We start from the raw sequence: 13,164 nt of genomic DNA, 5'->3' as shown, positions 1-13,164 counted from the left end.
TTAACCGTGCGTAGGGGATGGGTTAGTTTTCGGAAAAAAACATCCCCGAGCACACAAAAAAATTGTTGAAAATCATGAACAAAGGTCCTATCTCGCAATTCATTCAGCATCATTACCGGCATTTCAACGCTGCGGCGCTGGTGGATGCCGCCAAAGGGTATGAAACGCATTTGCAGGAGGGGGGTAAGATGATGGTTACCCTGGCTGGCGCGATGAGTACGGCAGAGCTGGGCATTTCTCTGGCCGAGATGATCCGCCAGGATAAAGTGCAGATAATCAGCTGTACAGGAGCGAACCTGGAAGAGGATGTCATGAACCTGGTGGCGCACAGCCATTATAAAAGGGTGCCCAATTACCGGGATCTTACCCCGCAGGAGGAATGGAACTTGCTGGAAAACCATTACAACCGCGTTACAGATACCTGTATACCCGAAGAAGAAGCCTTTCGTCGCCTGCAGAAGCACCTGGTAAAAGTGTGGAAAGAGGCAGAAGCCAAAGGTGAGCGCTATTTTCCACATGAGTTCCTTTATAAGGTGGTGCTCAGCGGGGATCTGGAGCAGTATTATGAGATAGACCCGAAGGACAGCTGGATCGTGGCCGCGGCGAAGAAGAATATCCCCATTGTGGTACCCGGCTGGGAAGATAGCACCACAGGTAACATTTTTGCCAGCTATGTGATCAAAGGGGAGCTGAAAGCTACCACCGTGCGCAGTGGTATCGAATATATGGTGTGGCTGGCGGACTGGTACCGTAATAATTCGGAAGGTAAGGGTGTCGGGTTCTTCCAGATAGGCGGAGGCATTGCCGGTGATTTCCCTATCTGCGTGGTGCCGATGATGTACCAGGACCTGGAATGGCATGATGTACCCTTCTGGAGCTATTTCTGCCAGATATCCGACTCCACCACCTCTTATGGATCTTATTCCGGCGCCGTGCCGAATGAAAAGATCACCTGGGGTAAGCTGGATATCAACACGCCAAAATTTATTATTGAAAGTGACGCCACTATTGTAGCCCCGCTGATGTTTGCGTGGATACTGGGGTGGTAATTAAATTAATACCATATGAACGCCAACTCTGAAGAACTATACCTGGAAGCAGAAGCTGATATCAAGAACAACAATTACGCCGAAGCATTCAAGAAATACGAAAGCATCCTGTATGAAGAGCCGGATAGTGCGCCCGCTCATAATTCCATGGGATGGCTCTATAAAACGCAATTTGACGATTATGTCAAGGCGGAAAATCATTTTCTCACTGCCATGCGGTGTGATCCGATGTACCCGCATTCCTATTTCCATGTGGCGGCCCTGCTGATGGACATGGAAAGATTTGATGAGCTGGGGCAGCACCTGGATAAATGCCTGCGCATCCGCACGATCGATAAATCATGGGTTTATGGCCGATATGCCTTATCCGAAGAGCTGAGACAGAACTATAGCAAAGCAGTGTATTATTTCGAAAAGGCGATCCTGGCCAGCCAGAATGACGAGAAGATCAAGGATTACCGCAACGATATCGAGCGGGTGGAAATGAAGACGGAGATAGCGAAGAAGCATACCGCGGCAAATCCCAGTTAGCGACAAGCTGCAAGCTGCAAGCGACAAGCTTGGTTCATTTAAGTTCTTTATGGCTTATTTAAGTCCCACTTGTAGCTTGCAGCTTGAGGCTTGCAGCTCAATTACGACCACTCTTCCCTATCTCTCTTCTCCTGGCGTTTGACGACGCGTTTGGAGATCCGGATACTCAGCTCGTATAGCAGGATAAGCGGCAACGCTACGATGGTCTGGCTCATCCAGTCCGGGGAGGGTGTGATGATGGCGGCAATAAAAAGGATGGCTACATAAGCATATTTCCTGTAGGTCCGGAGAAAGGTAGGCGTTATCAGGCCGATGCTGGTGAGCACATAGCTGACCAGGGGCAGCTGGAATGCCAGGCCCGAGCCAATGATGATGTCTATCAGGTTCTCGATGTAATCGCTTAGCGTAGGCCTTGTAATGATGGTCCCGGGAATCCCGATGGTGTAGTTGAAAAGAAAGCTGAACGTGAAAGGGGCCAGCAGGAAATAACCGAAAGCGATGCCCAGCATGAAAAAAAAGCTCACCCAGAAGATGGCGCCCCGGCTGCTTTTTAATTCTTTGGGGGAAAGGGCTGGTTTTACGAACCGCCATAATTCCCAGAATACGTAAGGGAAGGCCACGATAAAGCCTCCGATGATCCCGACATTGATGCTTGTCATGAACTGGGAGCCGAACTCGGTGGTTTGCAGTTCCAGGCCTTTGACGGATTGCAGGCAAAGGGCATCGCCCAGGTGCAGGGTCTTGCCCAGATTACAGAGGCCCACATAGCTGACAAAGTCATTGCGGATAGGCCCCATGATGATCTTCGAGAAGATCCAGTCTATTTTGATGAAGATGACGATGCCCACGATGACGATGGCAAGCGCCGAGCGGACAATATGCCAGCGCAGCGCCTCCAAATGGTCTATGAAAGACATCTCCTCCCCTTCGGCGTTCCTGTTAAAAAGATTTAAAGCCATAGTAAGCTACAAGCTTCGAGCTGCAAGCTACAAGCCTAGTTTTATAAGCTAACTCATTTATTAATAACCACTTGTAGCTGAAAGCTTGCAGCTTGCAGCTATATTCACTGCCGCGAAGTTAATTTGAAAATACCTTTCTCCGCACGGGTGCATAAAAAAAACAAGCACTCCATTACAGAGTGCATTGTTTACTCCTAACTGACCTATGAAAAAATTCCCCTCTTTTAGCAGAGGAACAATATCTTTTTTCAGGAGTTATCAGATGTTCCGGTTGATTGCCTTACGAGAATAAAGGTGGCCAAAAATTACAGCATGAAAAAGAAATCGGGCCTGTTTAACCACGGGTTAACATACGTTAACCGTAGCCGAGCGCAGCGAAGGGCCACGGGTTGCCTGCCATTTCATAATATCCGGAAGCGTTATTTCAGCACTTTCAGCCGGACCATTTCTATGCGTGTATCGGAGACGTTGAGGATCTCGAATTCGTAATCACCGATGATGATACGATCTTTCAGATGGGGGATGGTCTCATGTTGATTGATGATATAGCCGGAAAGGGTTTCCGAGCCGTTCTGCGGGAGCTCCAAATGGTATTTTTCGTTGAGATAATCCAGCTCCAGGCGACCGGAGAAGATGAATTCATCGGCAGAGAGCTTTCTTTCCTCGAACTCCTCGGTGTCATATTCGTCTTTTATTTCTCCGAAGATCTCTTCCAGCAAGTCTTCCATGGTGACGATGCCGGCGGTGCCGCCGAATTCATCCACTACCCATGCGATGCTCTTTCTTTCGCGGCTGAATTTACTGATCAGGTCGGTGGCGCTCATGCTCTCGGGCACAGCGGGGATGGGATGGAGAATGGTCTTGATAAAAGGCGGCGCTTTGAACAGGTCTAACTGGTGAATATATCCCACTACATGGTCGAGGTTCTCGTCATATACAACCAGCTTGCTTAACCGCGTATCGACGAATTTCTTCCGCGCTTCTTCAATGGGGGCGTTGAGGTCGATGCCGTCGATCTCTTTTCTGGGTACCAGGCATTCCCGGACCTTTACTTTTGGCAGGCGAAGGGCGGCCTCAATAAGGTTTTTATTCAGGCCTTTGGCGTCTTCCTCCGTGTCTCCGGCCTGCTGCATGAAATGCTCCACATCCGTGAGTGAAAAGGCGCCTCTGCGCTCATCCATGCGGACGTTGAAGACATATTTCAGGACCCACTGGGAAATCGCTGCAAAGAATCCGGCGATGGGCGAGAAAAAGCGGCTGAATAGATCCATCGCGCTGGCGAAGAAGCTCAGCAGCGAGTCGCTTTTGCTTCTAAAGAGCGCCCTGGGAATGAATTCTCCAAAAAAGAGGATGAATACGGAGGCCACCAATGTTTCTACAAAAAGGCGGCCTGCATTGACATAGCTGCCGGCATAAGGTATTTTGGTAATGAGCCAGTTCCACAGGGGGAGGAAGGTCTCTCCCACCATCAGGCCAAAAATAACCAGGAAGACATTAAATCCCACCAGGCTGGTGCCCAGGAACTGGGCCGGATGATCCACAAAATTGGAGAGGATGATACCGCTGCTGAGCCCCTGCTTTTTCTTCAGCTCGATGGCCAGCTTGTTGGCACTGGCAAACGCCACTTCGATCCCGGAGAAAAAAGCGATCATTAGCCAGGCTATCACAATCCAGACAAGGGTATGCGTATTGATCATCATAGAGGCTACTAATTTAATCGTAAAAATCGGATTCTCATAGCCCTAAAAAGGATTTGACGGCTTCGTCCGCCTCCCGGCAGGCCTTCTCAAGGTGATCGTTCACAATGATCAGGTCGAAATGATGCTTAAAAGAGATCTCATAGGCGGCTTTGTTGACCCGGGCCATCAGGCTTTCCTGGGTCTCGGTACCCCGGCCTTCCAGGCGCCGGCGCAGCTCTTCCACGGAGGGGGGCTCGATGAAAAGGGACAGGGTGGATTCCGGGAACTGTTCACGGATGTGAATGGCGCCCTTGACCTCGATGTCCAGCAGGGGCGTCTTGCCTGCCGCCCAGATCCGCTGCAGCTCCTGTTTCAGGGTGCCATAATATTTGCCTTCGTAGACCATTTCCCACTCTACGAATTCATTTTGCTGGATCTTATGCTTGAATTCCTCCAGGCTGAGAAAATAGTAGTCGACGCCGTCCCTTTCATGGGCGCGGGGCGACCGGGTGGCCGCGGAGACGGAAAAAGCCAGGAAGTCGTATTTCGCCAATAAATAGCGGGTGATGGATGTTTTTCCCGCTCCGGAAGGAGCCGTGATGATGATGATCTTTCCCTGGCTCATATTCTGGTGATTTGGGCGCCCAGGCGGCGAAGCCGCTCGTCTATATATTGATAGCCGCGATCGATCTGCTCGATGTTCTGGATGACGCTCCTGCCTTCAGCGCTGAGGGCCGCGATCAGCAGGGCCACTCCCGCCCGTATATCAGGGCTGCTCATGGAGATGCCGCGCAATTTCTGTTCCCTGGCCTGACCGATGACAGCTGCCCGGTGGGGATCGCAAAGGATGATCTGGGCTCCCATGTCGATCAGCTTGTCCACAAAGAACAGCCGGCTTTCAAACATTTTCTGGTGGATCAATACAGAGCCCCTCGCCTGGGTGGCAACGACCAGCACGATGCTGAGCAGGTCCGGCGTAAAGCCCGGCCAGGGGTGGTCATAAATAGTCAGCACGGAGCCATCCAGGAAGCTCTGGATCTCATAGATGTCCTGTTCGGGGATATAGATATCATCTCCCCGGAACTCCATTTGAATGCCCAGCTGTTTGAACTTATCGGGTATGACGCCCAGGTTCTCCAGGCTAACGTTGCGGATGGTGATCTCGCTTTGCGTCATGGCGGCCAGGCCAATGAAAGAGCCGATCTCGATCATGTCCGGCAACATGCGGTGCTCGGTGCCGCCCAGGTAGCTGACCCCTTCAATGTGCAGGAGGTTGCTGCCGACGCCACTGATCTTTGCGCCCATCCTGGTCAGCATCCTGCAAAGCTGCTGGATATAAGGTTCGCAGGCGGCATTATAAATGGTGGTGGACCCTTCGGCCATGGCGGCGGCCATGATGATGTTGGCGGTACCGGTGACGGAGGGCTCGTCCAGCAATAAATTGCATCCCTTTAAATGAGGGGCTTCCAGGTGGAAAAGCCCTTCCTCGGGATGATAGTTGAATTGAGCGCCCAGCTTTTCAAACCCGATGATATGGGTATCCAGCCGCCGGCGCCCGATCTTATCGCCCCCCGGCTTGGGGATGAAGGCTTTTCTATAACGGGCGAGCATAGGGCCGGCCATCATCACCGACCCGCGGAGCCTTCCGCTCTTCTGACGGTAGCTATCGCTGCGGAGGTAGTCGATGTCCACGGCATCCGCCTGGAAAGTGCAGGTGTCTGGCGCTGTCCGGTCTGTCTTTACGCCCATCTCTTTCAGCAGCTCGATCAGCAGATTGACATCCAGGATGTCCGGGATATTGGTGATGGTCACCTTTTCCGGAGTGAGCAAAACAGCGCTGATGATCTGCAGGGCTTCATTCTTTGCACCCTGGGGGATGATCTCTCCTTTGAGCTTTTTGCCTCCGATGACTTCAAATGAGTTCATTCTTTTTGCAATAGAAAAAGCCAAGCGGACCATGGGTCCGCTTGGCTTTTATAATTTAATATTAGTATCTTTTTTTCTTGAATTTACCCGGGCGATCGTTGTTCCTGTCGTTGCGGCCATTATTGCTCCGCTGCTGGAATTTCTGATTGCGTTTGCCCCGGTAATCATTGAAATTCTGACGATCCCTCTCCCTGTTCTCGTTAGGGCGGAAGCTCTTCACATACGGCGTGTTGGTGAACTCCAGCTGGCCGGCGGTGAGATTGGTCAGTTCGCTCTGGATGGCGTCATCGTGGACGGTCTCCTTATGCCAGTTGTTATACGCCAGCTTCATATAGTAGGCGACTGCATTGGCAAAGCCATTGCGCTTTTCCGGATTTTCTTCGGCCAGCGCCTTGTTGATGACGATCTCCAGGTTCTTGCCCAGGTGGGAGAACTTGGGATAGCGTTTGGGATATTTCAACGGCTTGGGACGGGCCCGCAGTGTTTCCCGGGTGGGAATGGGATATGGCGAGGATACCTCCAGCTTGAAGTCGGAGATCAGGAAAAGGTGATCCCATAGTTTATGCCGGAAGTCTTCGACGTTCTTCAGGTGCGGATTGAGGAAACCCATCAGCTCTATGACTGCGTACGCGTTGCGTTGTCTTTTTTCTTTATCCTCCAGCGTGACGAGGTATTCGATCATCTTTTGGATGTGACGACCGTATTCACGCATGATGAGGTGATTTCGTGTCGTATTGTATTCCATGTGTTCCATTAAGTCAAAACTACATGAAAATCGGGAATTTCCCAATTGCTGTCTATTGCTGTGGTTTTTGGTTGGATTAGGTGCTTTGCAGGTTTTTGCTTTATTGCTGTTCCCGACAGCTATGAGCCTTCCATCGCTGTACTTTCCTCTCTCCGATCAATTTCAGTAAACATTGAACCAGGACTATAGCCGGGCATTGACGCACTTTTCTCCCGTCGGAAAGTAAGGCTTCTCCAGGCCATAGCTGGTCGGATGGCCGCGGAGGGGGCCAATTGCAGTGGGCGGGATTTGACAAGTGAATGGGCAGTCCAGTGATTTGGCGGATGGGGCGAGTTTGAAGGGGATAAAGGCGGGAGCTTGCCATTCCGGGGCCTTGAGGTCGACCCTGCCCTGGAGGAGCCTTAATTTCGATGGTGGAGATTTTTACATGTGCTCAATAATGTGTTGGCTCAAGTATGATAGGTGCTGACAGAAAGAGAAATTACAGCGACAGAAGGGTTAGGGTCGCCGATAAAAGCGGAGAACGCAAATCCTGGCAAACGCGTAGAAAAACCCAAAAGTCGAAGTACGCACCGCCAGTACAAGTGAGTGACGACTGCCGAATAGCCCCCCCACTGCCGGAAAAAAAATAAAAAAAGCCCCCATGAGCAGGGGCTTTCAAACAGGAAAGGATAACTATTGAACGCTAATTTACATAGACCTTACTGGTGTATTGCCTGTCATGCGAAAGGTCGGTGGCGCGCAGGAAGTACAAACCCTTAGCGGGTGTGGGATGAAGATCCATCCCTATTTCATTGGTTCCTGCGAGCGTGACGGCCATTTGCTGTACGATCAGGCCGGCGGTATTGACCAGTTCCAGCCGGAACCGGCCATTCTGCGGTGTATTAAACCGGAATGACAGGCTATTGGTGATGGGGTTGGGATAAACCTGGTAGCTGATGAAAGCGGCGTCGCCGGGATTCCCGTTCTTACTCACTACCAGCACCTGGGAATAGCCTACTTTTCCCGTGGCGCTGATCTCCCTGAGCCTGAAATAGAGTTTGTCCACATTAGTCTGATCAGGGTTGTATTGATACTGGTATTTTGCTGTAGCACCTGCTGCATCAGGGTTAGCCTGCTGTTCTGCGATGCTGGCGAAGTTCCTGCCGTCTGTCGAGATCTGGATTTCATAGTTTGAATTGTTTGGGTGGATATTGGCCAGCCATTGTAAAAGAATGGCATGACCTTTTGGGGTTGCTGTAAAATCTTGTATGGAGGTGGCCAGTACGATCGAGGGGCACCAATAGTAGGTCAATGTGAAGTCGCCCCAATAGGTGGTCTGGATCTTTTGACTGTAGTTCAGGCCTCCTTCGGTAGTCGTCAGTCCGCCACTGATAGAATAGGACAGGGTCACATTGCCGGCGCCCAGATAGGCCGCATTGCCGCCGAAGCTTTTGGAGCCCGTGATGCCGTTCAGCACATTGTCAGGGCCATAGGTAATGCTGTCATCGGGCTGACCGTATGCGCCCAAAGAATCGGGACCATAATAAGTATGGTACGGCTTGACCACGGTAAAGCCGGGACCTGATACATTCGCCGAAGTGAGCAGGTCGAAAGCATATTCCAGTCTGCCGGTGGGGCTGTATTGGGGGTCCGAAGGATCCAGCAGGGCGGTGGAAGGAGCCAGGTTGCGGGCTCCTGAAATGCTTTGTGCCGACAATTTATAGTCCAGCGTGATGCATCCCAGGTCTCCGATGCTGGGGTTCATTTTTGGAAAAGTGAGACTGGCGCTGGATACTGAAGTAGGGTTGAGTGTAAGGGTATTGACAATGGGAGTGGCGGCTGATCCGTCAGCGCAGGTGCATTGTGCCGCAAGAAAACGAGGAAAAATTACTATCATGCATATACAGACAGTAAAATGGAGCGTGTACACACGGTTCATAAGCACGGATTTTCGTGAGGAATCGGATTAATTAAAATTAAGTTAAATAGGTGCAAGAATGAGGCCAAAGCGGCTTTGTCCGGCCGCGCGGGATCGTAAAAACCACATTATAAGCAATAGCTTAAATTATAAATCATTGATTGTTAATCAGGTTTTTTGCCGATTTTTTATGCACATTACTAGGACTACCTTTGTCTGATGCTCATTCTTTTAGACTGCAGACCTCTCCAGGGGCCCGGCCCTGCCAGTGAAAAGACCCGGTTCCTCCTTTCCTGCGCTGCCGGGCTTACTGAGCAGGAGGGCGTGCAATGGCTATTCCTGCTCAACAAAGGAGGGAGGAGTCTGCCCTTACCGGCGGGGGAGAAGGTGATGACCTGGAAATATTTTTGGGCGATCCCCCGGATCGTGCGGAAGTATCAGGCGGACCTGATCATGATGACAGATGGAAGGCTGGCCGGGGGAACAAAGGTGCCGCAGTGCTGTTGGATACCCGGTAAGGCGGAGGGCAAGGTGATGGAGAAGGTGCGGGCGGCCAGGGCGGTCCTTTGCTTTGCGGATAAGACGGATAAAGAGATTTTTTCGGGGGTCCATGCGGTACCTCCGGCGCCGGATGAGGGGGTGGCGCCGCTGTCTATGGAGGCGCGGGAAGCGGTGAAGGGGCGGGTGTCAGAGGGGAAGGAGTATTTCTATACGGATATTGCAGGGGCGCCGCTGTCGGGCGTGATCAACCTGCTAAAGGCTTTTTCCTTATTCAAAAAGCGGCAGCTTTCGAATATGAAGCTGGTGCTGGCCGGGGAGGGCGATCCGGGGTTGGCGGGAAAGCTGGATTCCTATAAATACCGGCAGGATGTGTGCCTGGTTCCGGCGGTCGAAAGGGATATATTAGGGGCGGCCTATGGGGCCATTAGCCTGGAAAGGCGGGGCAGTCTCAGCATCGATGTACTGAATGCCTGGAAAGTACGCGTGCCTGTGATCACTTCGGCGGCCAGGGAGGCCGTTCTCCGGGTCCCTGCGGGCGATCCGGCTGCCCTGGCGGATGGGCTGAAGTCCCTTTACAAGGATGAAACATTCCGGAACGGGCTGATAGAAAAGGCCGCGCCCGGCGTGGCTGATCTGAGCCTGAGGCGGTCTGTGGCCACGATTTGGGATGCAATCGGGAGAAACCAGTAACTTGCGACTTGCTAAACATTTTATATGGGAAGATCTTCAATTAATATCGATGTTATATTGGATGCCGACAGGGTGCCGGAGCAGATCAGCTGGAACGCGACGGATACGACTGCCGAGGCGGCCCGCAAGGCGAAAGCAATGATGCTGGCCTTCTGGGATGGGGCGGAAAAGACGGCGCTCCGCATCGATCTTTGGACCAAGGACATGATGGTGGACGAGATGGCCGACTTTTTCTACCAGACCTTTATGACCATGGCCGAGACCTACCACAGGGCTACCCAGGATCCGGCGCTTACAAGCGATATGAAGCAGTTTGCAAAGGATTTTTATAATAAGTTCAGGGAACAGCAATTAAAAAGCAACAAGGCCTGAACGGATTCAGTAAATCGCTAAATTTCTTTGGCATGAGTTTAGAACAAAAAGTAATGGCAGAGCTGAAAACAGCGATGCTTGCAAAAAATGAAGGGGCCCTGCGGGGGTTGCGCGCTATCAAGGCTGCGATCATTATTGCTAAAACAGCTGAAGGGGCCGGAGGGGAGCTGAAAGAGGAGGATGAGACCAAGCTGCTTCAGAAACTGATCAAGCAAAGAAAGGATTCCCTGGAGATCTACCAGCAGCAGCAAAGGGCTGACCTGGCTCAGAAGGAGCTGGAGGAGATCGCGGTCATCGAGCGATTCCTGCCGAAGCAGCTGAGCGCGGAAGAGCTGAAAGCGGCCCTGACGAAGATCATTGCCGAGACGGGTGCTTCCTCTCCTGCCGATATGGGCAAGGTAATGGGGGCGGCCACCAAGCAGCTGGCAGGTCAGGCAGACGGCAAAACGATCAGCGCGACGGTGAAGGAATTGTTATCAAAGTAATATGTGGATCGATGTCCTGTTCCTGATCTTTTTGTTGTGGGCTGTATTCAAAGGGTTGCGGCACGGGTTGATCATTGCTGTTGTTTCGGCGCTGGCCTTTATCCTTGGCCTGGCGGCTGCCATGAAGCTATCGGCCACCCTGGCCGGGTACTTGAGGATCCATACTTCCCTTTCGAGCCGGTGGCTGCCGGTGCTGGCTTTTTTGCTGGTGTTCCTGGCCGTTGTGCTGCTGGTGAGGTGGATCGGGCGGCTGATGGAGGCGGCAGTGGATCTGGCGATGATGGGGTGGTTGAATAAACTGGGAGGGATCTTATTGTATGCCATCGTTCATACGATCATACTGAGCGTGCTGTTGTTCTACGCCGTCCAGCTGCGGCTGATTGCGGGGACTACCCTGTCGGCTTCCATCATTTACCCGCATATCCGAAGCTGGGGGCCTGTGGTGATCGACGGATTTGGCGGTCTTATCCCCCTTTTCAAGGGAATGTTCGCCCAGCTGGAGGAATTTTTCGACCACCTGAACAACAGTCTACAAAAGAAGTAGACTATCTGGGCCCCGGATGTGGCCGGAAAGCTTTAGAACTATTTAAAATATTATCGGTTATAGATGTTGTAAATTTGTGGGGTGGGGGGCGCCGGGAATTAAGAAGTAGGTTTTTTTTGCGGTAAATTGCTATTTTTACGAATAATTACCGGGATAGAATTTAATAGCTGATGGAATACGAAATCAAACAAGAAGAAAAATTCAGATTCATCGAGGAAGGGGAAGGCGAGCCGCTGTTATTATTGCACGGTCTGTTCGGTGCTTTGAGCAATTTCACCGGTCAGATCGAATACTTCCGCCAACACTATAAGGTGGTGGTGCCGCTGCTGCCCTTGCTGGAACTGGATCTCCTGCACACCTCGGTGGGGGGGCTGGAGAAATTCGTCCATAAATTCATTGAATACCGGGATTATAAGGAAATCAACCTGTTGGGTAATTCCCTGGGAGGGCATGTGGCGCTGATGTACGTGCTTCGTCACCCGGAGCGGATAAAATCCCTTACCCTGACAGGCAGCTCCGGCCTTTTCGAGAATGGCATGGGGGACACTTATCCCAAGCGGGGAGATTATGAATATATCCGGAAAAAGACCGAATTAACCTTCTATGATCCGAAGATGGCCACCAAGGAGCTGGTGGACGAGCTCTATGAGACGGTGAATGTCCGTCTTAAGGCGCTCAAGATCATTACCCTGGCAAAAAGCGCCATCCGGAATAACCTCGGTGATGAGGTAAGCCAGATCAAACATCCGACCTTACTGGTCTGGGGAAAGAACGATAATATAACGCCGCCTTTTGTAGGGGAAGAGTTTCATAAGCTGATCCCGAACAGCGAGCTGCATTTTATCGACCGGTGCGGCCATGCTCCGATGATGGAAAGGCCGGAGGAGTTCAACGGGATCCTTCATAAATTTTTGCGAAAATTGAACGAGCCGGCAGCGGTAGCCTGATTTATTACGTCTTTGTATAGAGGGATTTTTTACTTTTACTTAATAATACTTCGTCCTGTTGTTAAACAAAGAGATCATATCGGCCTCTATCCCGTCCTTGCACCTGAATGACCCGGTGTCGCAGGCTTTGGATCTGATGGCGGATTTTCATGTCACCCACCTGCCTGTCGTCGTTGAGGATAAGCTGGCCGGATTGGTGAGCGAGGATGCTCTTTTGAATATCGAGGACGATTCCACCCGGCTTTCGCAGCTGGTGGGGAGCTTCTCCAAAATAGCCGCCCATGCCGACGCATTTTTCTTCGAAGCGGTGCAAATGGTGAACGAGTCTGCTTTGACGGTGGTCCCGGTGATTGCCGGTGAGGCGGAATACATCGGATCCATCACGGCTACCGACCTGTTAAGGCAGCTGGGCCGGACCGGCGGCGTCAACGACACAGGGGGCATCATCGTGCTGGAAATGGAAAAGGTCAGCTTTTCCTTTTCGGAGATCAGCAAGCTGGTGGAGACCAATGACGCCCAGATCACGCAGCTGAATACCTATCCGGACGCTTCATCCGGGAATTTCTATATTACTTTACGGATCAATAAGCTCGAGATCTCCGACATTATCGCCACCTTCCAGCGGTATGAGTACCAGGTTAAGTATTATTTCGGGGAAGAATTGTACGAGAACGAATTGCGCAGCAATTACGATCACTTGATGAACTACCTGAACATTTGATGAATTACTAACTTGTAAAGACCTGATGTCCCTCCCCAATATGGCCATAAAGAAGGACCGTACATATTTGATGTTGGCTGTTTTTATCCTCTTCTGTTCTTATTCCCACGCGCAA

Annotated in this window: 14 protein-coding genes; 8 read left to right on the top strand and 6 right to left on the bottom strand. The window is 51.4% G+C overall.

Features of this window, described 5'->3' with window-relative positions; genetic code table 11:
- Nucleotides 1–74: 74 nt before the first annotated feature.
- Together Q4E93_RS27140 and Q4E93_RS27135 are read left to right on the top strand one after the other, a co-directional pair.
- Entirely contained in the window at nt 75–1,049 is a 975-nt protein-coding gene (locus Q4E93_RS27140; protein WP_303590753.1) for a deoxyhypusine synthase family protein, read from the top strand.
- Nucleotides 1,050–1,064: 15 nt separating this feature from the next.
- Nucleotides 1,065–1,580, top strand: a complete 516-nt coding sequence (locus Q4E93_RS27135) for a tetratricopeptide repeat protein (RefSeq protein ID WP_303590751.1) — start codon at nt 1,065–1,067, stop codon at nt 1,578–1,580.
- 101 nt (nt 1,581–1,681) lie between these two features.
- Here the strand turns inward: Q4E93_RS27135 and tatC are convergent, their stop codons facing one another.
- The 6 genes from tatC to Q4E93_RS27105 form a co-directional block, all read right to left on the bottom strand.
- Nucleotides 1,682–2,539, bottom strand: coding sequence for a twin-arginine translocase subunit TatC (gene tatC / locus Q4E93_RS27130; RefSeq protein WP_303590749.1), 858 nt, complete (start codon nt 2,537–2,539; stop codon nt 1,682–1,684).
- 419 nt (nt 2,540–2,958) lie between these two features.
- Nucleotides 2,959–4,239, bottom strand: coding sequence for a hemolysin family protein (locus tag Q4E93_RS27125; RefSeq protein WP_303590747.1), 1,281 nt, complete (start codon nt 4,237–4,239; stop codon nt 2,959–2,961).
- Between the two features lie 34 nt (nt 4,240–4,273).
- Entirely contained in the window at nt 4,274–4,843 is a 570-nt protein-coding gene (gene gmk / locus Q4E93_RS27120; RefSeq protein ID WP_303590746.1) for a guanylate kinase, read from the bottom strand.
- Nucleotides 4,840–6,144, bottom strand: a complete 1,305-nt coding sequence (murA, locus tag Q4E93_RS27115) for a UDP-N-acetylglucosamine 1-carboxyvinyltransferase (protein ID WP_303590744.1) — start codon at nt 6,142–6,144, stop codon at nt 4,840–4,842. The genes gmk and murA overlap by 4 nt, the downstream gene beginning before the upstream one ends.
- 61 nt (nt 6,145–6,205) lie before the next feature.
- Nucleotides 6,206–6,889, bottom strand: a complete 684-nt coding sequence (locus Q4E93_RS27110) for a DUF4290 domain-containing protein (RefSeq protein ID WP_303590743.1) — start codon at nt 6,887–6,889, stop codon at nt 6,206–6,208.
- Nucleotides 6,890–7,574: 685 nt separating this feature from the next.
- The gene (locus tag Q4E93_RS27105; RefSeq protein ID WP_303590742.1) at nt 7,575–8,768 is read right to left on the bottom strand and encodes a choice-of-anchor E domain-containing protein; all 1,194 of its coding nucleotides are present in this window, start codon (nt 8,766–8,768) and stop codon (nt 7,575–7,577) included.
- A gap of 240 nt (nt 8,769–9,008) precedes the next feature.
- On the opposite strand from Q4E93_RS27105, the gene Q4E93_RS27100 reads away from it, so the two are divergent.
- The 6 genes from Q4E93_RS27100 to Q4E93_RS27075 all read left to right on the top strand — a co-directional run bounded on the left by Q4E93_RS27100 (nt 9,009) and on the right by Q4E93_RS27075 (nt 13,049).
- On the top strand, nt 9,009–9,980 hold the full coding sequence (locus tag Q4E93_RS27100; RefSeq protein ID WP_303590741.1) for a glycosyltransferase: 972 nt from the start codon (nt 9,009–9,011) through the stop codon (nt 9,978–9,980).
- A gap of 24 nt (nt 9,981–10,004) precedes the next feature.
- Entirely contained in the window at nt 10,005–10,352 is a 348-nt protein-coding gene (gene gldC, locus Q4E93_RS27095) for a gliding motility protein GldC (protein WP_303590739.1), read from the top strand.
- Between the two features lie 32 nt (nt 10,353–10,384).
- Complete coding sequence (locus tag Q4E93_RS27090) at nt 10,385–10,837, top strand: GatB/YqeY domain-containing protein (RefSeq protein ID WP_303590738.1); 453 nt, start codon at nt 10,385–10,387, stop codon at nt 10,835–10,837.
- A 1-nt stretch (nt 10,838) separates the two neighbouring features.
- Nucleotides 10,839–11,381 (top strand): CvpA family protein, encoded by a 543-nt coding sequence (locus tag Q4E93_RS27085; RefSeq protein ID WP_303590736.1) that lies wholly within the window; start codon nt 10,839–10,841, stop codon nt 11,379–11,381.
- A 170-nt stretch (nt 11,382–11,551) separates the two neighbouring features.
- Nucleotides 11,552–12,328 (top strand): alpha/beta fold hydrolase, encoded by a 777-nt coding sequence (locus Q4E93_RS27080; protein ID WP_303590734.1) that lies wholly within the window; start codon nt 11,552–11,554, stop codon nt 12,326–12,328.
- A 58-nt stretch (nt 12,329–12,386) separates the two neighbouring features.
- On the top strand, nt 12,387–13,049 hold the full coding sequence (locus Q4E93_RS27075) for a CBS domain-containing protein (protein WP_303590733.1): 663 nt from the start codon (nt 12,387–12,389) through the stop codon (nt 13,047–13,049).
- Nucleotides 13,050–13,164 lie beyond the last annotated feature (115 nt).

It is taken from the genome of Flavitalea plasmicola (genome assembly GCF_030546645.1).
GTDB lineage: Bacteria > Bacteroidota > Bacteroidia > Chitinophagales > Chitinophagaceae > Puia.
Note: the sequence above shows the minus strand (reverse complement) of the source record. Positions and strands in the feature narration are given on the sequence as shown.